This is a genomic window from Epibacterium sp. Ofav1-8 (assembly GCF_022348185.1).
GTDB lineage: Bacteria > Pseudomonadota > Alphaproteobacteria > Rhodobacterales > Rhodobacteraceae > Epibacterium.
Genome location: NZ_JAKRFD010000020.1, coordinates 20,314 through 40,232, shown reverse-complemented (window position 1 = coordinate 40,232; position 19,919 = coordinate 20,314). Strand labels below are relative to the sequence as shown.

At 62.1% G+C, this 19,919-nt stretch carries 20 protein-coding genes and 1 pseudogene; 1 reads left to right on the top strand and 20 read right to left on the bottom strand.

The genetic code is table 11. The features are described 5' to 3' along the window. Positions 1-11 precede the first annotated feature (11 nt). The 20 genes and pseudogenes from MHM97_RS22060 to MHM97_RS21970 form a co-directional block, all read right to left on the bottom strand. Positions 12-1,145: a hypothetical protein gene (locus tag MHM97_RS22060; RefSeq protein ID WP_239325703.1), complete on the bottom strand. Its 1,134-nt coding sequence runs from the start codon at positions 1,143-1,145 to the stop codon at positions 12-14. An 11-nt stretch (positions 1,146-1,156) separates the two neighbouring features. After that, on the bottom strand, positions 1,157-5,140 hold the full coding sequence (locus MHM97_RS22055) for a phage tail tip fiber protein (RefSeq protein WP_239325702.1): 3,984 nt from the start codon (positions 5,138-5,140) through the stop codon (positions 1,157-1,159). Then, on the bottom strand, positions 5,137-5,568 hold the full coding sequence (locus MHM97_RS22050; RefSeq protein ID WP_239325701.1) for a DUF6950 family protein: 432 nt from the start codon (positions 5,566-5,568) through the stop codon (positions 5,137-5,139). The genes MHM97_RS22055 and MHM97_RS22050 overlap by 4 nt, the downstream gene beginning before the upstream one ends. Next, entirely contained in the window at positions 5,565-6,167 is a 603-nt protein-coding gene (locus tag MHM97_RS22045; RefSeq protein WP_239325700.1) for a hypothetical protein, read from the bottom strand. The genes MHM97_RS22050 and MHM97_RS22045 overlap by 4 nt, the downstream gene beginning before the upstream one ends. A gap of 5 nt (positions 6,168-6,172) precedes the next feature. After that, positions 6,173-6,634, bottom strand: coding sequence for a hypothetical protein (locus MHM97_RS22040; RefSeq protein WP_239325698.1), 462 nt, complete (start codon positions 6,632-6,634; stop codon positions 6,173-6,175). 203 nt (positions 6,635-6,837) lie between these two features. Continuing rightward, positions 6,838-8,907 (bottom strand): hypothetical protein, encoded by a 2,070-nt coding sequence (locus MHM97_RS22035; protein ID WP_239325696.1) that lies wholly within the window; start codon positions 8,905-8,907, stop codon positions 6,838-6,840. A gap of 175 nt (positions 8,908-9,082) precedes the next feature. Further along, positions 9,083-9,487 carry a gene transfer agent family protein gene (locus tag MHM97_RS22030; RefSeq protein WP_239325694.1) on the bottom strand — a complete coding sequence of 135 codons (405 nt, stop codon included), beginning with the start codon at positions 9,485-9,487 and terminating at the stop codon, positions 9,083-9,085. A gap of 3 nt (positions 9,488-9,490) precedes the next feature. Then, the gene (locus MHM97_RS22025) at positions 9,491-9,913 is read right to left on the bottom strand and encodes a phage tail tube protein (RefSeq protein ID WP_239325692.1); all 423 of its coding nucleotides are present in this window, start codon (positions 9,911-9,913) and stop codon (positions 9,491-9,493) included. A gap of 56 nt (positions 9,914-9,969) precedes the next feature. Beyond that, positions 9,970-10,386 carry a DUF3168 domain-containing protein gene (locus tag MHM97_RS22020; RefSeq protein ID WP_239325689.1) on the bottom strand — a complete coding sequence of 139 codons (417 nt, stop codon included), beginning with the start codon at positions 10,384-10,386 and terminating at the stop codon, positions 9,970-9,972. After that, complete coding sequence (locus MHM97_RS22015; protein WP_239325687.1) at positions 10,379-10,780, bottom strand: hypothetical protein; 402 nt, start codon at positions 10,778-10,780, stop codon at positions 10,379-10,381. The genes MHM97_RS22020 and MHM97_RS22015 overlap by 8 nt, the downstream gene beginning before the upstream one ends. Beyond that, complete coding sequence (locus tag MHM97_RS22010) at positions 10,777-11,130, bottom strand: phage head closure protein (RefSeq protein WP_239325685.1); 354 nt, start codon at positions 11,128-11,130, stop codon at positions 10,777-10,779. The genes MHM97_RS22015 and MHM97_RS22010 overlap by 4 nt, the downstream gene beginning before the upstream one ends. A 2-nt stretch (positions 11,131-11,132) precedes the next feature. After that, positions 11,133-11,432 (bottom strand): head-tail connector protein, encoded by a 300-nt coding sequence (locus tag MHM97_RS22005; protein ID WP_239325683.1) that lies wholly within the window; start codon positions 11,430-11,432, stop codon positions 11,133-11,135. Further along, positions 11,432-11,740, bottom strand: a complete 309-nt coding sequence (locus tag MHM97_RS22000) for a hypothetical protein (RefSeq protein WP_239325682.1) — start codon at positions 11,738-11,740, stop codon at positions 11,432-11,434. The genes MHM97_RS22005 and MHM97_RS22000 overlap by 1 nt, the downstream gene beginning before the upstream one ends. A gap of 79 nt (positions 11,741-11,819) precedes the next feature. After that, the gene (locus MHM97_RS21995) at positions 11,820-13,139 is read right to left on the bottom strand and encodes a phage major capsid protein (RefSeq protein WP_239325681.1); all 1,320 of its coding nucleotides are present in this window, start codon (positions 13,137-13,139) and stop codon (positions 11,820-11,822) included. A gap of 15 nt (positions 13,140-13,154) precedes the next feature. Next, positions 13,155-14,009 (bottom strand): head maturation protease, ClpP-related, encoded by an 855-nt coding sequence (locus MHM97_RS21990; protein WP_239325680.1) that lies wholly within the window; start codon positions 14,007-14,009, stop codon positions 13,155-13,157. 3 nt (positions 14,010-14,012) lie between these two features. Beyond that, on the bottom strand, positions 14,013-15,188 hold the full coding sequence (locus MHM97_RS21985) for a phage portal protein (RefSeq protein WP_239325678.1): 1,176 nt from the start codon (positions 15,186-15,188) through the stop codon (positions 14,013-14,015). Between the two features lie 35 nt (positions 15,189-15,223). Beyond that, complete coding sequence (locus tag MHM97_RS21980) at positions 15,224-16,939, bottom strand: terminase large subunit (protein ID WP_239325676.1); 1,716 nt, start codon at positions 16,937-16,939, stop codon at positions 15,224-15,226. Next, complete coding sequence (locus tag MHM97_RS21975) at positions 16,940-17,410, bottom strand: hypothetical protein (RefSeq protein WP_239325674.1); 471 nt, start codon at positions 17,408-17,410, stop codon at positions 16,940-16,942. A gap of 388 nt (positions 17,411-17,798) precedes the next feature. Next, positions 17,799-17,873: pseudogene (locus MHM97_RS22930) on the bottom strand (hypothetical protein); the annotation flags it as partial. A gap of 106 nt (positions 17,874-17,979) precedes the next feature. Next, positions 17,980-18,603, bottom strand: coding sequence for a hypothetical protein (locus tag MHM97_RS21970; RefSeq protein ID WP_239325672.1), 624 nt, complete (start codon positions 18,601-18,603; stop codon positions 17,980-17,982). Between the two features lie 665 nt (positions 18,604-19,268). Between MHM97_RS21970 and MHM97_RS21965 the strand changes: the two genes are divergently transcribed. Then, positions 19,269-19,640: a hypothetical protein gene (locus MHM97_RS21965; protein ID WP_239325670.1), complete on the top strand. Its 372-nt coding sequence runs from the start codon at positions 19,269-19,271 to the stop codon at positions 19,638-19,640. Positions 19,641-19,919: the final 279 nt, after the last annotated feature.

The following is a 19,919-nucleotide window of genomic DNA, read 5'->3' as shown; positions in this document are numbered from 1 at the left end:
CGGTGTCTCCTTTAGAACCAGCGGCCGACGGCCATGGCGCGAACGGTGCGATTGGTAGCGGCGCTGGGTGCAAACACGGTTATGTCGGCGTCCGCAAAGCCAAGCACGCGAAAGCTGCCCCAGTGTGTCTGGCTGTTCCCCATGGACGTAACGGCTCCGGTCACCGAACCGGCACCGCCGGAGAAGGTGGCCGGAAACGTCCAGGCGAGAGGCGAGGCGTTACGATAGATGGCTCCGGTGGCCGTTGTGACATCAACAGATGCAAAGTCGGGCGAGATGCAAATCTGGGTGCCATCGGCGAAGCGAACATATTCACCATTGGCGTTGCTACCGCGCTCGACCACCGCGCCCGTGGGGGTGCCACCGCTTTCGGATACGGTGCCGAGCAGGTTTTCGGTATGGATCAACCGCGCCCACCCGCCAAAGCTGTTGCCGGAGGTGCGCACAAGGATCTCGCTGGAGGCATTGGGAGCCGAGGACGATCCCCGCGCCGCGATCTGAACCCCGCGCCCCGCGTTCCGCCGCAGTTGCAGGAGCGCGCCGTCAAAGGGCCAACCGTCCGACGCGGCAATGCTGTAGAGACCGGCGGGCACATCCAGTTGCGCGGGGTTTGCGAGGTTCGGCGGGTTGGTGTCCAGAATGCCCCCTGCCCCGACCTTCAGCAGTTTGCCGTCGCTCGCATCTGTCGCATTCGCCTGAACCGCCGCGCCGGAGGCTTGCCCATCCGTCAGGCGCAGCTGCCAGTCACCACCTGCTTTCAGCGCGACCTCATTGGAGCTGGGGTTGCCCATGCCGGTGTCACGGTCTGCGTCAAACACCACATCGCCGGGGAACCGCCCCTGTCCGACGGTGTCAAACATACCCTGGTGGTTGGCGATCAGCGCCTGCACCGAGGCGGCAAGATCCACCGACAGCGACCCGGTCGGGAAGGCGGCATAGATCTGCCCCGCTGCCGTTGCGCCCTGGTACGTCGTCTTGAGCGTCAGGGCCGTGGCATCATCCACCGTCAAGATCTCGTAGACCCGCCCGTCAGGCCCAACAAAGCCCCAGCCGTTTTGCAGCCCCCCGAACCAGCTGGTGCCGGTGCCAGTCACGGTGCTGCTGCCATTGGTCACGCTCACCGTGCCCGTTGATACCCATGCCATTTATAGCCTCCTTATGTGACCTGTTTGACGGTCCAGTCGATCTTGGGATTTTCGATCCAGGGGATGCCCTCCAGCACCACCTCGATGTCCAGCCAGACCCGTTGATCGGTGCCGGTGGCCCAATAGGGATCCACCAGATCGGCCGGGTCCTGGCGATAGCTGACGGCGGGCTGCGGCCGGGAAGCATTGAAGCCGAACCAGCGCGGCCCGTTCAAAAGGCTGCATTTGGCGCTCCACCAGGCATTGTTGCCATCAAAGCCACCCGCCGCCTGGCCGAAGGAGACGATGCCTGCCTCGACCACCAGCGAGGCGTCGGTGACGGAGCGCACATCCTGCGAGGACACGCGAATGCCGGTATTCACAAAGCGGAACCGCGCCCCGTCGGAGACCTGCCCGATATAGGTAAAGGAGCCACTGGCCAGCACCTGATCGCGGGACAGGACCATCCCGACCGCCTTCATCTCGCCGTTCCGGAAATCCAGCTTCAAACCCGCCGTGGGACGCCCGCCGCTTTCGGCGTAGTTGTCGCTTTGCATCGTGTCGGTGATCTGGCCCCGACCGATCATCGCATGGCCGATATAACCGCGTTCCAGATAGACGCCGGGCGGGTAGTAGATACCGCCAATCGTGCGCCCGCTGGTGTAGACCGCAAAGGGCGATGTTGCCTGCTGACCAGCCGGGCCGGACACCGTGAAAGCATCCGCTGAAAGCGCGATATTGGACTGCACCGCGCCGTCGTCATCCGCCTCCGCTGCGATCACCATGCCGGTGGCCACGCCGTTCACATTGACGCGCAGCATATGCCGCCCCAGCATCCCGTCCACGCTTTCCGAGACGGTCTGCACGGTGCTGGTGTTTTCCCCCACTGTGGTGGTCAGTGAGGCCAGAGATTGCGCCTGCGCCGTCAGGGTGCCCTCTGCATCGGACATGCGCACCGTCAGCGATTGCAGGGCCGAGGCCTGATCTGCCTGGTCATCCTCCGCAGCCCCGATCCGGGCCGTGAGCGAGGCGATGGATTGCGCCTGGCTGGTGGTGGTGCCTTCGAGCGTGGTCACGCGCGAGGACAGTTGGGATTGCGCCTGTGCCTGCCCGGTGATTGCCCCCTCGGCATTCTCCAGCCGGGTGTCCAGCGTCACCACATCCGACGCCAGCGCATCATCCGCGCTGGCCCGCGCGAGGCTCTCCGCCTCCAGCAGCGCCATGGCGTTGTCGATGGAGGCCCCCAGGGCAACCGCGCGAGCCGCCTCGGCCACCCGGTCCTCATCCACACGGGCGCGCAGATCCTGTGTGGCATAGGCAATGTCCTGGCGGATGCGCTCGCCCGCCTCATGGGCCTGCAACAGATTGGCCAGCGTCTGGGTGGCCGCCGCCTCATCGCTGTCGATCAGGTGTCGCGTATCGGCGACCGTCTGCGTGATCGCGGGGCCGTCCAGCGCCGAGATTTGCACTTCTGCGGTCTGCACCCGGCCTTGCAGGTCATCGAATTGCGACTGCTCGGCCTTCAGGGCAATCGCCGCCTCGGCCGCATCCAGATTCGCCTCGGCGGTGGAGAGGCGCACATCCAGCCCGTCAACTTCGGTCTGTGAGGCCGTCAGCGCCAGCGTGGCCTCGACCGCATCCAGATCCGCCTGCACCTGGTTGACCTGCAATTGCAGATCCTCGACCAGCGGGATCTGTGAAGGGTCAAGGATGGCGAGTGAGATCTGCTCATTGACCCAAGCTTGGGTGGCAGAAAGGGCCAGAGACGCCTCGGCGGCGTTCAGACGGATTTCCGCCTCGCTGATCCGCTCCGCCTCCTGTTCCAGCGCGTAGATGCGCAGATTGCCGGTTTCGGGATCGGTGACGATCCCCGCATCCGCAAGCCGCCCGTCCACATCGGACAGCCGCGTGACCGCCCAAAGCACCTGATCGCCGATCATGGCCACGGCCTCGGCCACCGTGCGCTGTTCAACGGCGCGCAGATCCAGATCCTGCGCCATGGGCGCGATGACGCTGGCGTCATAGTCCGTCAGAAGGGCCGAGGCGGTGGCCGTGGCGTCGGCGCTGATGGCATCAAACACCGCATCGGACAGATCGGAAGCCGCGAAACGTGTACTCCCGGTTGTGGCCTCGACCCACGACGACCAAACACCGCCCTGCAAGGCCCGCAGGCGCGCCCGCGCCCTGTAGTTTGTGTCTGGCAAGATCCCACCGGACAGGATTAACTCGCCAGATCCCAGATCAGCCTCGACGCCCGACGCAACCGGCGTGCCATCCGTCAGCTGCAGCCGCCACTCCAGCAACTCATCCGCAGAAATCGCGGACGGATCCCAGACCAGGCGCAAGGCAACACGGCGCGCCTCGCCCACACCGTCGATCAGGATATGATCCCGCAGATCAAAACCGGGCACCGTGCGCGGGGCAGGGACAACAACAACAGGGCTGGGCGTCAGTGGCACAACCTCACTCGATGGATCCCAGACAAAATCCCCTGCCTCGCGCTCACGCAAAGCCACGGTCTGCAAACAGGACACCAGATCATCGGTCAAATCACCAATTTCAAAGATCTTGGCCGTGTAGCCCTCCCGGACACTTGTCCAGCTACAACTATCCAACGGCTCCAGCACCATCGCATCCGGTGGCAGGGCCAAACCGTGGCGCTGAAACCGGCGTTCATCCTCGATCCATGCCCGCATCAAGCGCTGCGCCTGATTGCTGGAATTCACGGCAGGCAAACCCACCTGTGCGACCAATTGGCGGCCGCCATCCTCCGCTTCCCACTCGGCATTATACCGGGGCGGCGCATCACGGATTTCCCACAACGCATCCGGGTCGGGATAGCTGGCATGGATCGCATTATGGACCCCATCCAATCCGGGATAGGGCGTCAGCGTCTGGCTGCGATCCGCGACCACATCATCATCCGTGAAGAAATAGACGGGCAGCGTCGGCGGCCCGACGCGAACCTTATAGACGCCCCCGAACTCGACAAGTTCGGCACTGGCGGCATTCTTCAACTGGTCGATCACATCGGCGGGCTGGTCATCCGTTGAAACCTCAAGGCCCGCCCGATACTGCGGTACATAACTGCCGTCTGCAGTTTCGATCTGCACGTCGCATTCGTTCATTGCAGCGAACCAATTCGACAGCGGCAGATCATCAGCATGGACCTGACCGCCCCACACAGAACCATCCGGCAAGGTGATACCGCGCAGAATGTTGTAGATCATCACTATGGGGTTTTCGGAAAACGCCCACGTGGAACGATCATGCCAACGCTGCGCACCCTCGCCCCCAACAGAACTATCCAGACGCGGATCATACAAGGGGATACCCAAGACCTCGAAGCGGACAGCGGGCAACTGGTTGAACAGCGAACGATTGTAAAGAAAGACCAGAACGGCATAACAAACATCCCGCCCAACCATATCGCCGGTCCACGGCCGCTCGGGGTAATCAGAAAACTGTGATACCAGAAAGGGATCCGCTGCGTTCTGGCTTCCATCGTGCCACGTCAGGTAAAAGTGATGGATGCCATCTTTCTCTAACCCCCGCAGATCTAGCTGGCTACCGGCCGCAGCCTCCAGATCCCCCACATATTCGCCAGCGACCATCACACGCGAAAGCTGACAGCCTGGACTGTCAGAAATATCCACCACATAGGTCAGGTATCGGTTCGGCTCGTCCCCGCTGTTGGGATACGAATAAGGCGGGCAAACCATATTCCCCGCAGTGGCATAGCGCCCGAGGATAAAGGTTTGCGCATTTACGCCGCCGGTTGTTGTGGTTTCCGTTCTGATCCCCGGCGCACGCTGTTTTTTGCTTCCCTGCAGGGCGGTGGACAGCGCAGACAAGGCCAGCGAAACACCAATACGCACCACAAAAGCGGCCACGGCAGAGGATGCCGCGAATGTTTGTATGGCGGTAATCGCGGCTGCCAGCGGTCCTGCAGCTGCCGCACCGGGCGACAGGACAAAGACGCAGACAAGGGCCGCGAAGAAAAGCGCATTGATCATACCGAAAACGCCCTTTCAACAGACAGGCGATCTGCCACGACCAAACCGGACGGGCGCAGCACGTAGACGCCTGCACCCTGAAAGATCCCCAGAGCGCCACGCTCTCCAGGCACCGCGCTCGGCATCACCGCCAGATCGCCCACCTGCGCCAAGGCAGGTGCGACCGCAGGAAAAACAGCCTCGACAAAGGCGATATGGTCCGCAAAACCGCGCGACTGCAGCGCCTCTTGCCCGGCAGCAAGGCTGCGATAAGTGCCGCGATACGCCGACGCCAGATCCACATCCGTCATCGCCTGAACCGCACCGGCCGCAAACAATGCGCAATCATGTTTGCCGGGGCGAAAACTCGCGCGCGCCACATCGTTCAGGTAAGCACTCAGGCGCGGCCGCCAGTCTGCCAGGCGCCGAGGTCGATCAGGCGTGATCATGAACGGATTTCCCCCCAATAGACCGGGACAGATCCCGAAATATCGCCGTATTTTCGGAACGCATCTTGCTGATCCCGGCGACGGTGGCTTTCGTCCGATTTCTTGAGTGGCAGCGGGCGGGTCAGCACGCGGGTTTCGCTCACCAGCTGCAGGGAAACACTCGGCGTCCCATTCGGTTCAGCCCGGGGAAAGTCGATCCCGTCGATCACACCGCGAAAGACACGGTGCGGCTGACCGACCTGCAGCCGGGTCGCAGGATCCAGAAACATTCGGTGGATCTCCACAGGCGCAAATCGCGTCTGATACCCCTTGACCAGATCCTCAACCTCGGGAGCGACGGCAGAGAGGTGCAGGCGATGCACCCGCACCTGCAATCCTGAACCTGCGGAAATCGGCTCAGACTGCAAAAGAGGCCCGGCGCCAAGATACGTGCGATCCTGCCCACCAACCTGCACCGCCAGATCATCCTCGGCGCTGCAGAGGCCGAGGGTTTCAACACCGCCGGAAAGATTACGGGCAGCGATCCAAACCAGGCGCACGGAAACCAGCCCCTCGCGCCCCGAAAGATATGCAAGGGTCTCTGCATCATAAATCCGCATTTCTGCTACCTCCGCAGGCTCTGCCGGAACTCAAATCCCATTCCGCTTGTGGTGTTGCCCTCGGTTGTGCCGTAACTGACCGATCCCGGAACAATCCCGGCAAGACAAAACGGCTTGATAAGATCCACAGAGGCGCCGGGCTGCGCCCCGCTGCGAATAGGCGGCGTCACCGTCATGAAAGGCGTTTCGCCGCTGCTGTCAGATGTGCCACCCGACACAACGCGATGTAATGCGCGCCGCCCGCCATTGCCCGGGTCATAGTCAAATGACAAAAGATCACCGGGCTGCAACACGTAGCCATCGGGCAATGACTGCAATCTGAGGCGTTGCGGATCGAGAGGATCCACAGCAAGGATCTGCGGATCAGCCCCCTGCAGTGCCACCCCAACAGGATCTGCAGCTGGCCCGATTTGCTGCGATTTGCAGGCTTCGAACTTGCGACCCGGCACCTCAAGCATGGACAGCAAGGCGGCCACCCTGTCAGCCTCGCGCTTGCCCATCGGAGCAAGCGAAATGGCCCCCTGCCAGAGCGGGGGTGCCACCTCGGCAGACAGGATTTCACCACCAGTCAAACCCGTGTGCTGATCCTGACGCGACAGCCAAAACCGAACCTCACGAACGGGCAGCTGATCGAGAAAGACCGCCCGAGACAGCGGAAACGTCATCGACATTATCCAATCCTCCGAGGATCATTCTGGATCGCAGCGACAGAACGCGGCAGCACCTGCCGGTCATAGTGCTGCACCACCTCCTGCGCGCCCTGGCGGGCCATGTCACGGATCTGCGCATCCGTGTTTGCGCCGTAAACATTGACGGTCAACTGAGGGCGACCAGAGGATGCGGCCGAGGAAACCGGCGCACGCTGGCCCTTGGTGTGATCAATGACGCTTTCCTGCGGGTGGATCATGGCCAGCATGCCGCCTTTGCCATCAAGGCCGCCGCTGCGCGGAGCGTTTCCGGTGTATCCACCCCCCTCGAAATTCAGGAGAGACCCCACACTGTCAAAAATCCCCACATCCTTCAAAAGCCCGCCGATGGCCGCGTTTGCAAACATCCCAGCCAAATTGCCCAATAGACCGGCGACAGCATCGCTGGCGCTGCTGGCGTTAGTCACAATGTCAGTGAGTGCCCGGGTGGCCGAGGTCCGCAGGCTTTCAGCTGCAGATTTCGCCGCCTCGAACTTGCCCTCGACCGCGCCCACCGCCTCCTCATATTCGGCGGCAGACAGCTTACCTGCGCGATAGAGCGCATCCAGCTGCGCGAGTTGATCCCGGTAGCCACCTCCGGCCACTGCGGCATCACCAAACACGCCCCGGATCCGCTCAACCACGGCAGCATAATCCGTCAGTTCCGGCACGGCGGCCGAGGCCGCCCGGCCGCTGGTCTCGACGGGATCTCTCAAACCGGGTTCAATCGGATTGATCGCCGTTCCCTCGACCGAAACCAGCCCTCCCCCGGATTGGCCGATGGCCCCCTCCAGAGCGGTCATATTGCTGGCGGTACGCTCCAGATGCGCCTGCAACTCGCCGTCCACTTTGATCAGTTCCTGCCGCTGCACGATCAGCGCGGCAAGCCTCTGCTGCTCTTGCTCGTAAGCATCTGCGCGCGTGCTGGTGGCAATATCGCCATGAAAGCCAGAGGCCATCAGTGCCGACTGTGCGTCATTGATCTGCGAGGTCAGGCTGGCCCAATCTTCGGACCCGAGGACCATCGCCTTATGCTCAGAAATCGCGGCCTTGGCGTTTTCATGCCGGGTGCGGGCCTCCTCCAACTTGGCCTTGGCGACCGCCTGGCTCATGGTCACACCACGCCCTAGCGCCTGATCCAGCAGTTGCGACTGGCGGATCTCATCGGCCATCGCCATCACCAGATTGTCGGTGGCCTGCTGCAGCTGGGTCTGCGGCTCAAGAAAATTCTGCACCGCATCGACGCTTGAATTTACGAACCGCGCGAAATCGGCCAGTGCGGTGGCGCCCCCCACCAGAAGCGGCGCCAGTTCGATCAAGGCGCTATTCAACTGCGCACTAATCACCCGGCTCATCAGATCCAGTTTGGTCTGCGCATCCTCTGCACCGCGGATCAGGCTTTCATCAATGATGATCCCAAGATCCCGCGCCTCTTGACGCATGCGATCCATGCCTGCGCTGCCCTCGCGCAAAAGGTTGACCATGGCCACGCCCTCGCGCCCAAACAGGGCCGCAGCTGCGGCCGCGCGCTCAGTAGGATCGGCCAGACCGGCGATCTGATCGGCCACCCGCTTCATGGCCTCATCCAGGCCAGCGGTGGCCAACTCGCCCGCGTCCAACCCCAACTGTTTCAGCATCTTGGAGGCCGCGCCGCCGCCTTGCTGCGCCTCACCCAACCGTTTGTTAAACCGCTCCAGAGAACTATCCAGCGCGCCCTGTGCCACACCTGCACTCTCGGCAATCGTGCGCCATTCCTGCAGCGCGTCGGTGGTCAGGCCAATTTTGTCGGCGGTTTTGCCAATGTCATCCAGCGTCGAAACCGTCCGCTGCAGCTTGCCGATCACCGCACCCGCGCCAAGGGCCGCGATCAACGGTCCCATCCGCTTGGCTGCAAACCCAAGCATGTCAAAGCGTTTGGAAGTCTTGGAAAGGTCGCGCTGTGAGCGGGCCGCAAACCGCTCCACCCGGCGGATATTGCGATCCATCGCGCGGGCAAATTCACGGTCCCGCGCCGCCAGCACGATGTTCAGGCGCTCAAAATCTGTTCCGCTCATCCGTACAGCCTTACCAATTCGTCCACCTCGGCCTTGCTCGGCGCATTCCCGCCGGGCTTCAACGCTTGCGCCTGGTCCTCATAGCCGCGCTTGATCAGCAGCCAGTCACTTGGACACATCGCCCGCACTTGGTCCGGCAGGATCCCCAGCGGCGCCGCGCTGCGAATGATCCGCCTCACACTCCAAGCGCGGGATCGGTCTTTTTTTCGGGATCATCCTCGGGCGGGCCGTCCGGCTCATCGCCGCCGCCCTCGACGCTATCCGGCATGAACGCCACGCCGATCAGCCCCTGCGCGATCTGATAGAGGAACAGGTTTTGATCCGGGCCAAGACCCGCCACAAGTCCATCCGCCGCCGCGTCCAGCATGCCGCCGCCGACAAGCCCCAGCGCCACCATGTCGCGCACCTCGCGCGCGGTGGGCTTCGCAGACCGACCAAAAAAACCATCCCACACATCGAAGATCCCCCGGTGATGATCTTCAAACCGTTCAATCTCTGCGTTCCGCAGGACCAACGGGCGCGACGATCCGGCCAATTCCTCGACCAGACCGCCCCGGGGCGCTTGTGCCGCGATACCCATAGATTAGGCGGGCGCCATGGTGGTGAACTGCACCGCGCCGTTGCTGGCCCCGGTGATCGAGAACGTCACCGTCCCATCATCGCCCAGCTGCAGGGTGATGGAAAAAACGCCCTCATAGGTGCCCCAACCGGGGACAACCAGCTGGAAGGTGTCCTCCATGCTGGTGCCATGAACCGACGCCTTCAGCAGCTCCTCTGCGGCATCATTGACCACACGCCCATCGCCGGAGAACCCGATACTGCGGACACCATCCAGCGATTTTGCCCACAGCGGCCCCTCGGGGTTCAGGGCATCCGGCACGGTGGCGTCAATGCGTTCGCCGTTAATGTCCAACGACTTGCCATTGATCCCGGTCAAGGCGACGAACCCGCCCGCCCCATCAGAGATTTTCAAGAGCCACGCGCGGCCCACATTCGGTCCAGCCATGCCGGATCCTCCTCGTTTTTTTCAGATTGAAAGGAAAACCACCCCGCCGGGCAGCGTCAGGCGCTAAGGCGCACAGTCAGGGCCACGCGGCCCTCGTAGGATTTGCCGTCCCGGGCACGATCAACGGCCCAGGTCTGCACCTCCACATCCACGACAGTGAAACCGTCGCAAATCAGCGTTTCAGAACGATGCAATGCGGCTTGGATCGCCTCACAGATCTGCGCAGCTTCCACCCGCCCACCGGATTGGCCGGGGCGCGAGTGTACTTCCAGCCCGGCCTGCACAAGAGCGCCCTGCGTGCCGTCTGTATCATCGGCCACCGGCTCCAATCTCCCCAGGCGGATATAGGGAAATCCAATCCCCTCGCCCGGCTCATCCACCACCCGATCCCCGACAATCCCGGTCACACCGGGATCGGCCAGAAGCGCGGCGATCAGCCCCGCCATGGTCGCTGTCACATATCCGTCAGCCACGGCTCGCCACCTCTTTTGCAGCCTTTCGCACGGCGCGGCTAATGCGGTTGCGAAACTTCTTGCCGAGGTACTGCCGGGTGCGCTGCACGTGATGGCTCCCCTCGGTGGTGCCCCGGTCGCCCTTCTTGCGGCCATGTTCGATGGAATATGCGCGGTCTTTATCCGCCTGCGGCGCATCCGAGGCGATCACCACCACCTCGCCCATCATGCCGTTGTCATGGTATTCCGTGGTGATCTCATCGCGGGTTTCGCCGGTGGTATTTGGCGCCAACACGCGCGCCACCCGGGCGCCTTCCTCGGTGCTGGTGGCGATGGCCTTTCGGACGTGGCCCCGCTGCGCATCGGGCAGCGCCGACAGCTTGCGGATCAGCTTTTTATGGCCCTCAACTTTCATTCAACCGCACCCCCGCGCTCCAACAGCAATTCCACGCATTCGCCACGTCCCTCGGGGTCAATCGGCGCGCCTTTAATGGCCCAGATCTGACCGCGCACCCTAACGCGATCCGCGCCAGTGATCCCCCACGCCGGGCTTGTCAGACTTGCGCGGATCCGCAGCGTTGCCGTTGCTGTGTCCTCCAGCCGACCGGCTGCGATTTTCTCTTTGCCAGACGTCTGGCGCAGCCACCCCCGGGCCGAGAACAGCGTCACCCAGCCACCGGGCTGCAAATTTCCGTAACGGTCACGACCGCCACCTGCGGCCATGCGCTCGACCAGCGCGGCATCGCGATACTTGCCCGCCCCCATGCCTACGCCCCGAACTCACGATAGGGTGCCAGCATGGCTTTCACCCCATAAGGCACCTCTGCCATGACACCGGGCGCGACCGCCTCGCGGTTCGAGTACCAATGCGCAACCAGCAGGCGAATGGCCTGCAAAACGCTCGGCGGCCACCCCTCGGGGAATTCCTCATCCAAATCGCGCCGGAGGTGGCGAAGCACGTGATCCTCGGCCGCGTCCACATAACCAGCGATCAGCAGATCATGGCCCGGATCATCGGCAGGCACCCCAAGGTGCAATTTCATATTCTCCAGCGCGATCTGGGTCATTACTCAGTCGCCTGGCCTGTTGCGCCCTCACCGGACGCAGCTGTCTGCGCATCAGCGGCCGCATCAGGGTCGGATGTCGCAGCAGGTCCGACTTTCAGATCCTCGACTTTCGTCGGCATAAGCGATTTGACCTTGGCCAATTCGGCGGTGGCTTCCTTTTTGCTGATCTCCTTCAAGGCCGGATCCTGGGCCTCGATCAGCGCCTTGATCACCTTGGCACCCTCCGCGCCCAGCTTGGCCTTTTCATAGACCCCGGGCCGCAGGGTGCCGATTTTGGTATGGCGGGTTTGGCTTACTCTCACGAACACGGGCTTTCCCCCTTTGCGTTGAATGGAAAACCCGCCCGGATCCCCCGGGCGGGTCATATTAGATCGAAAAGCGGACAGATCAGGCGAAGGTGAAATCGCCAGCAACCATGGCGGCCGGGCGCTTGTGCGCCAACGCGGCCCGCTTGCGCGCTTTCATGGTCAGCATGTCCTCGACAAAATTCTGATCGTGCTCCGAGGAAATCAGCACCTCGGCCTCGCCGCGATCATAGTAGGTCGCGGCCATTTCCAGATCGCCGGTCAGCCATTCATTCTGGGTCATGGTGGCGCTTTCCACCACATCCTTGCCCCAAAGCATCGGCGTGGACTGTGCGTGCGGATTGCCGAAGATATAGCGGCCCTCTGCGTCCTTCAGCAGGTCGATGGCCGCCCAATCCAGCGGGTTCAGCACAAAGGCGGTGGGGATGTAATCCGCCAGAACCACCTGCAGCACCGCAAGACGCAGACGGTCGATCCGGGTCTGGTTCGGCAGACCTGCGGCCGCAGCAAAGGCGGTGGCGTTTGGGATCAGGCCATGCAGGTTTTCGCCGATACCATCCCCTGCGAGGACCTGCTTTTCCTCCTCCAGATCCAGACCATAGCGCAATTCCACGTCGATCTCGGTCTGGAGTTGATCCGCGTCTGCCATGGTTTCCTCGGTGATGTTGGTCACAGCACCGATTTTCTTCACCTTGGCGTCCGATTTTTCCCAACCAAAGGCCGAGGCCGGATAGGTGCCGCCCTCTGCGATGGCTGCCGTGCCATCGGTGCGCAGCACCTGTTTGCGAAACGTCACAAGATTGGACCCGGTACGCCCACGGCTCAAGAGGTTGACGATCCGCAGGCGGCGGCGGGCCATGTTCACCGGCGCGCGTTCCTCCTCGCCGGTGATCAGACCACCGCCAGACCCAGAGGCCGAGGTGATGGCATTGTTGACCGGGATCTGCAGGCTGCCTTTTGCACCGTTGTCCAGGAATGCCTTGATCTGCTCGCTCCCCTCGGCGACTGCTGCCTGCCCCATGGTCATGACTGCGCCGGCCCCACCGCGCCCGGCACCTGCGGCCACCGACTGCGACAGTTCAAGGATCTGCGCCGATTGCCCCTCCAGCTGTTCGGTGATCTTGTCAGCGGTCTGTTTCAGCGCATTTTGCGCGGTCAGCAGCTGATCGGCCTGGCGCTTGGTTTCCTGCGAAACATCACCGGCCTGTTTGGCCTGTTTCAGCGCATCCTCTGCGGTCTGTTTGACCTCGCCATTCAGGCTGTCCAGTTTCTGATTGACCTCACGCAGCAGGCGCTCAGGGTCCACCGCCTCATTGCGCAAACCGGACAGCAGAACAGCCGAGGACGGCGCAGCCGGGATCATTGCCGCCACTGCGATGGCGGGCATCATGGATTTTTTCATGTCTGATTTCCTCAGTTACAGTGAGTTGATTTTGGCAAGCGCACCTTGCGCCCACTCAGCCACGGCAGCGCCAGACGTGCCGTTTGCGGGGGCAGCGCCAGACGTGCCCCCGCCTTTGATCGCCGCCACAAGATCGCGGCGGTCAGATTTCGGAATGCGGATCCCGCAGGCAAGAAACAGATCAAGCTTTTTCTGCGCGGCCATGGGCGACAGGTCGGCGGAGGCTTGCGCGGTTTCCACCACATCACTGTCCAGCAACCCATCGGCAAACCCCTGCTCCACCGCAGCACCACCGCCGATCCACGTTTCCCGGTCCAGCTGCTGCGCGATCTGCGCGACGGTCTGGCCGGTGCGGGCCGCGTACACCTCGGCCGCCGCCTGGTCGAACGGCTCCAGCCAATCCGCCACATCGCGGAACGCATGGCGGTCGCCAGCGGCGGCAACCCATGTGTTATGGATCATCAGGAAGGCCGCCCGGCCGATCAGAACCTGATCACCGGCCATCGCAATCACCGACGCGGCCGAGGCCGCCATGCCAAGGATCCGCACCGTCACCTTGCCCTTGTGTTCACGCAACAGATTGTAGATGGCCAGCCCCTCGAAATAGTCACCGCCCGGGCTATTGATATTCACCACCACGTCACGATCCCCAATGGACCGCAGCGCCGCCGCGATCCGCTTGGACGTGACACCATCGCCCCACATGTCCGCGCCAATCGGATCAAGTACCGACACCGTGGCCACCTCGGGATCCTCAGATGCAGCGGCCCGCAATTCCGGGTTCCATCGCTGCGCCGCGCTTGGCGTCAGGTTGCTGGAAACACCGGGGCGGCCCGGAATTGTAGCACGTGGCAGATTGCGATTTCCCATGGATTAGTCCTTTCCCAAATCCTGAATTGGAAGCATGGCGCCCTGCGCCAGCAGGTCATTGGCCGAGGGGTCCGAATGGGGTGGCAGGTTCAGCTTTGCCCGCCGCTCATTCGCAGTCATGGTCGCAGAGCTTGCCATTTTGCTCAGAAACTCGCCCTTGGCCTTGCTGTCCATTTGCAGCAACGCCTCGCGGTTAAACTCGACAAACCACCGGCGGCGGCGTTCGCGCGGGATCAGGTCCAGACGCGCCTGCGCCTCGATCTTGCGCAGGCTCGGGTTCAGGCCCAGCGTCAGCCATGACAGCATGATCGCCTCAACACCGCTGCCCCACATGGTCTGCCCCTGCGCCGCGTGCCCCACGATCACCGGCGGCGTCCCGAACCAGCGGCACACGTCCTCGACATTGAACCGGCGCGTGTCCAGCAGCTGCACGTCCTCGGGGTTCATCTGCAGCGGTTGAAACTTCAATCCCGCTTCCAGCGCCATGATCTTGCCGCCGTTCTTGGACCCTCGGTAGGTCTCCAAAATGCGCTCCAAGGTCTTACGCTGGGGTTCCGTCAGGGTCTGATCAGACGTCACCACCCCGCTTGCCATCAGCCCGGATTTGAACACCTCACTGGCGGAATTGTCCGCCGCCACCGCAGCCCCAAAGGCATTTGCCCCATATTTGATCGCCGACAAGCCAAGGCCCGTCCCGGCCCCAAATCCACGAACATGAAACACTTTCTGCGCGGGAAGCACCTCACGCTTGCCGCGATCTATGAACGAATATTCAAACTCACCATTCGGCAGGCGCCGGGGCGTTACACCCTGCAACGGGCGCAGGCCCACCAGCCGGTTGCCGATTTCCAGACGCTCCGAATAGCCATTGCCATTCAAAACCGTTTGGGCGGCCATGCCCTCCCAATAGTCCACCGCCGTCATACCCGGGCAGGGCGAAACCGTCAGGATCTCTGACAGTTCGGTGTCGATCCGGTGTTTTGACCCATCGGGCTGTCGCTCATAGACAGCCAGCGGCAACGTGGCGACTGCCTGCGCGTTCTTGCGCACACAATCAAACGCAGCCGAGACGGTCATTGCAGTGGACTGGCTGACCGCAACGCCCGATACAGTCACCGATGCGGCTGCATCATCCGCGTTGACCCAACCAGATTGCCCGGCCGCCAGTTCGTTTCGCACGGCGCGAGCGGCCGCTTTGATTAGTCTCGCTGCGATCATATCACCAACACCGGATTGCTTAGAAAATCATCCAGGCCGCCACCCCTGGCGACCGGATTGCGGCTCATCAGAAAAACCGCGTTGAAAATCCCGATCAGGGGATCGATCTTGGCGCGGCCCGAAACCGCCTTTTCAACCGCCACCGCATTGCCGCGATCCACGGTTTTTGCGTTGCCGACGCACCATGTCAGCATTTCCTGACCGCAGGGCACGAATGACCCATCACGCAGCTTGCGCTCCAGCCCCTGAATGGCTGGCGACAGACGCCACCCCTGGCTGATCGAGGACAGCAGATCATCCTGCATTTCCCGCGCCACCAGTTCATCAACCAGCGCCGTGATCCCGGCGGGATCCAGACCGATCCCGTATTTCTCAGGGAACAACCCCGCCTTGTGGACCCGGCTGCAAATCTCGGCCACCTCGCGCAAATCCTGCGAGGCGTCATCGCACAGGATCACATCGCCCTGTTTCGCGAAGTCCTCCAGCTGGCTGGCAATGTCCTGGCGCCGCTTTAGAACCTCGGGCTGCGCCCAGGCGCGCGCCCATCCGTACCAACGCCGTGTTTCCTTGTGGCGCCCCACCAGTCCCAGCCCCAAAAGGTCATCCAGACCGCCGCCGTCGATCCCGGCCGTGATGCAGTCCGACTGCTCCAGCAGCTGATCCAGCGTAACCAGCGGCACATCCTGCGGCCAGACGCTCGCGCCAATCCACGTTTCCGCGTGGGTGCCCATCCCGATCTGAATATTCAGATGCTGGGTGGCCCAAACCAACTCCTCATCAATCCCCTTGGCCTCGGCCATGCGGTAGAGGTTCATCAGGCGATCAATGGTGATGGATCGGCCGAGGTTCGGCAGCACCATCGGCCAAAGGCGCGGATCGCGCCACGCCTTATCCTTGCTCTTTTGGAGCGCCTCGGGAAACTCATAGAGCATCGCCAAAAGGCGGCCGCCCTTGTGCTTTCCGTCGCGCACCTCTCGGGCGTACTTCAGTTCCTGACGAAACACGCCCTTTGGCGGCTCATCGCTTTGCGTGGTGATGACCAGCAGCAGCGTGTCCGGCTGGGTAATCATCCCGCCGCGCAGCTGCGCCAACACCTTGGCCGCGTAGGCGTTGCCGCCCAGCACGTGCAATTCGTCAATGATCACCAATTTCGGGATCTTGCCCGTCACCACCTTGCGATCAAACGACTTGACCGCCAGCGTGGCGCCGGTCCAGCGATCAACGATTTCCTGCGTGCCCTCGCGCACGTTGAAACGGTCCTGCAGGTAACTGCGGCCCGTCTCGGGATCCTCGGGATCAGCCTCGATCATGCCCGCCATCTGGCTGAAACAGGTATCCGCCACATCCTTTGTCGGACCAACGATCAACATCGTGGCGTTAGGCGTTTGGTTCATCAGCAGCGCCGTGATCCCCAGCGCCGCTGAATTGGTGGTTTTGCTGTTCTTCTTTGGGACGAGGCAAAAGATCTCGCCCACCCGGTTATCGCCGGTCTCAGGATCCCGGCTGCCAAAGGCCGCCCGCACCAGCGCACGGAACCAATCGCCGCAGGCGGTTTCCATGCGCGGCTGCCCTGGCACATCAGGCAGCCGCAGTTCATTAAAAACATCCACCGCCTTCCCGGCCGCCGCCTCATCCAGCGGTAGATCCGGGATCGGCGGCAACCCGGCCTTTAGCCGGTCCTCCCAATCGGGGCAGGCAAAATCAAACGGCATTTATTGCAGGATGCTGCCCCACCGCCCGGTGGGTTTTTGCGCAGCCTCTGCCAGCTGCTCTTTCTTGCCTTTCGGCAGGGATTTCTCCTGCTCGGGCGTGTCTGCCTCGGGCTGTGTAGGGCGCAGAGGTGGTGCGGCGCGACCCTTTTCTGCCATCGCGATCACACGATTTGCGGCCGTCACGTTGCCGTCGCGCATCCGCCGGTGGATAGCCAAAATCGCCTCACCCTCGACCCGATCCGATGCCTCGGTTAGCTCTAGGGAAAAATGATTTCGCAACGTCTTAACATCGCACCCCAGATAACGCGCAATCCTCTGCTGGGTCCAGCCAGCCGCCGACAACGCAATGACAGCCTCTTGTTTTTCCTTAGTTTTTTCAAACTTCGGACGCCCCCAGCTTTCCCTGTTTTGATTATACGGATCCCCCAACAGGTCACGGGGGCCGTCTTCCTGTTGAAAATCGTCACTCATAGGGAAAAAAAATCTCCAAATGCGGTGGAGTGCGGGTTCGCGCGCTCGCCAGTTTTAGACTTTTGACCCACCCCCCGGCGCAGATGCCCGGGCGGCCGCATGTTCAGCGCGCTGCTTCTCTGTGTCGTGGTACTGTTTGCACACGGCTTGTAGATTGTTCGGATCCCAGAACAGCGCAAGATTTCCCCGGTGCGGTTCGATGTGGTCAACCACCGGACTGTTGGGGGCAGGCGCTTTGCCTGCCAGAAGGTGCGGCACCTCGCAGCCCTGGCACATCCAGCCAGCGCGGGTCAGGATCTCCAACCGCAGATCCCGCCAACGCTTGCGCCGATAGAGGTGGCGCAAGTTGTTACCTGCGGCCCTTGCCCGGTCGCGGGCACGTTCAGCCTCAGAACGATCCACATAGCCCACAGCGCGAGGGGCAAACCCCAAGCGCTTGGGCGGCCCTTTCAGACGCCCCATGTCGTTTCCTATGTCTGGAATAAGAAACCCGGCGCCGAGGGGCTGCCGGGTCGCTGGCGCACCTCTGCGCCGTTGTTCAAATGTATGGGCGAAACGGTCAGTTTCTGTCAATTCGTTTTCTCGGCGGCGGGCGTGTTACCCATTTCAACCGCGATCCGATCAAGCGTTTTCAACACTGCATCCCGCACCCTGTTGCGGTACTCCATGCGGGCGGGCCAACCGTGGCGGCGCAGGATTTCGTCGAGGCTCAGACACTCCACGCAGGCCAGACGAACTGCGTCAAACGCCTTCACACTATGACGACCTGCCACGCGGCGACGCACAGCGAGGGCCACAAGCGGCACCCGTTTGGCACGGGCTTTGCGGCGATCCAAAGGCCAGCCATTCGCCAACGCCTCATAATCACGCAAGCGCGCCGCATGCTTCACCCGCGTGGTTGCGCCACCGTCTGAGATTTCGCCCTTACTGTCCGATCCCGCAAAATTGGACCCGGGCACAGCATCCACGCGCTCGGCCGCATCAGCGATCTGCTGCGCCACCATCAGGCGCGGATCGTCAGGATCCAAAGAAGACAGCAGACGCGGCAGAGTGCGGCGCGCTGTTTTGTATCCCACCGGCGTGACCCGCTCGGCCTTTTCCCCGGGGATCGGTCGGGACAATTCCACCAAATGAACCGGCGCCCCCTGCACCGCCCCCGGCAGCCGCGCACCGGCACCTTTGCCCACGCGCATTCGGCGCGCCCCGGCCGCCTTCACCAACTGCAAATTCAATTTCGACAGATAGAGGGCAGCGCGCCCCAACTCAGCCCCTGACAACACGGCAAATCCTCCAAATATAGCGTAATCCCTCAAATACACCCACAACATCTATTAAACATTGGGACTGATCCCATTCCTTTGGGATTAAAATGGGATCAGTGTGGGATTAGTGGATCAAATTAAGGCACTGATTTAATTGATAAACGTGCAAACTTGGGATCAATGGGACCAATACTCGCGCCCTACATGCGCGACCTTTCCACGCCACCCCGCACCCCTTTTCACGTAATAGGCGCAGCCCTGAAAATTGGTCCCAATGATCCCAAACAACCCCAGCGATCATTTATTCCGTTGGAAAAAAACAGAAAATCCATGGGATCACAGCGCGAATATCGCGCCCAACCTTGGGATTAGCGGGATCAGTGGCGGGCGCGTGACCTCATTAGAGTGCAGGGGTCCGGGGATTTGGTGACAATTTGCCCGGCCAAACCCTCCCGCAACCGCGCCATCCGCCCCGCTTTCGCCGCGCCCACCGGCGCAGATCCCAGCGAGAGACAGGGGCACGAGGGGCACAACTGTTGCGGGATCGAGCGTGCTCGCGCATAGTCGCGCGACGTTGAACAGATTGAGAGCGCGCAATGATCCGCATGCCACTTGCCGCACTGACGGTCGCAGCCATCACCGTCACCGCCTGCCAAGACGACAGCGAAACAGAATCTAGATGCAGCAAGCCCGATGCATACCTGCAGGCAAAGGACGCCATGCGTCAGCGCCTTCAATCCCCCAGCAGCGCAAAGTTTCCAGCGCTGCCCGATGGTCCTCTGTATAGCAGTGGCGAGGTTATCCTGGCGACCAAAGAAAAGGGGGACGACTGCCTGATCGGTGTCTCCGCATGGGTGGACGCACAGAACGCTTTCGGCGCCACTCTGCGAACGCAATGGAGCGCAGACCTTCGGTATGACGCAAGCTCAGATCGCTGGAGGGTTGAAAATTTGGTGACAGCGCAATAGCCGCACGGCGCCCTGACGACGTAACATGCAAACCAAGCAAGAAGACGTCCGGAACGCGCAGAAAGCACCATTTGCAAAGTCGCGGGATCTGGCGGCACGGCTTAGGCGGAACGCCGCACACGCAAACGCAAAAGCCGCCCTTCGCCGCAGGTGCAGCCTACACTCAGGGTCGAACGGTAGAGACGCGGACTTTCCCGCCAATCGTGGCATTGCATGCTGGCCATGACGGCTCCCAATCTGAAGTGGACATTGTCGAAAGATAGAAAATCGATCATACAT

Coding starts and splice junctions, on each gene's coding strand:
- MHM97_RS22030 (WP_239325694.1), bottom strand. CDS start 9,487: ATGGGTATCGCGGCACAAGCGCCCCGGGGCGGTCTGGTCGAGGAATTG.
- MHM97_RS21990 (WP_239325680.1), bottom strand. CDS start 14,009: ATGGGAAATCGCAATCTGCCACGTGCTACAATTCCGGGCCGCCCCGGT.
- MHM97_RS22005 (WP_239325683.1), bottom strand. CDS start 11,432: ATGACCCAGATCGCGCTGGAGAATATGAAATTGCACCTTGGGGTGCCT.
- MHM97_RS22055 (WP_239325702.1), bottom strand. CDS start 5,140: ATGATCAATGCGCTTTTCTTCGCGGCCCTTGTCTGCGTCTTTGTCCTG.
- MHM97_RS21970 (WP_239325672.1), bottom strand. CDS start 18,603: ATGCGCGTGGGCAAAGGTGCCGGTGCGCGGCTGCCGGGGGCGGTGCAG.
- MHM97_RS22060 (WP_239325703.1), bottom strand. CDS start 1,145: ATGGCATGGGTATCAACGGGCACGGTGAGCGTGACCAATGGCAGCAGC.
- MHM97_RS21965 (WP_239325670.1), top strand. CDS start 19,269: ATGATCCGCATGCCACTTGCCGCACTGACGGTCGCAGCCATCACCGTC.
- MHM97_RS22010 (WP_239325685.1), bottom strand. CDS start 11,130: ATGGGGGCGGGCAAGTATCGCGATGCCGCGCTGGTCGAGCGCATGGCC.
- MHM97_RS21980 (WP_239325676.1), bottom strand. CDS start 16,939: ATGCCGTTTGATTTTGCCTGCCCCGATTGGGAGGACCGGCTAAAGGCC.
- MHM97_RS22050 (WP_239325701.1), bottom strand. CDS start 5,568: ATGATCACGCCTGATCGACCTCGGCGCCTGGCAGACTGGCGGCCGCGC.
- MHM97_RS22025 (WP_239325692.1), bottom strand. CDS start 9,913: ATGGCTGGACCGAATGTGGGCCGCGCGTGGCTCTTGAAAATCTCTGAT.
- MHM97_RS22015 (WP_239325687.1), bottom strand. CDS start 10,780: ATGAAAGTTGAGGGCCATAAAAAGCTGATCCGCAAGCTGTCGGCGCTG.
- MHM97_RS22045 (WP_239325700.1), bottom strand. CDS start 6,167: ATGCGGATTTATGATGCAGAGACCCTTGCATATCTTTCGGGGCGCGAG.
- MHM97_RS21975 (WP_239325674.1), bottom strand. CDS start 17,410: ATGAGTGACGATTTTCAACAGGAAGACGGCCCCCGTGACCTGTTGGGG.
- MHM97_RS22035 (WP_239325696.1), bottom strand. CDS start 8,907: ATGAGCGGAACAGATTTTGAGCGCCTGAACATCGTGCTGGCGGCGCGG.
- MHM97_RS21995 (WP_239325681.1), bottom strand. CDS start 13,139: ATGAAAAAATCCATGATGCCCGCCATCGCAGTGGCGGCAATGATCCCG.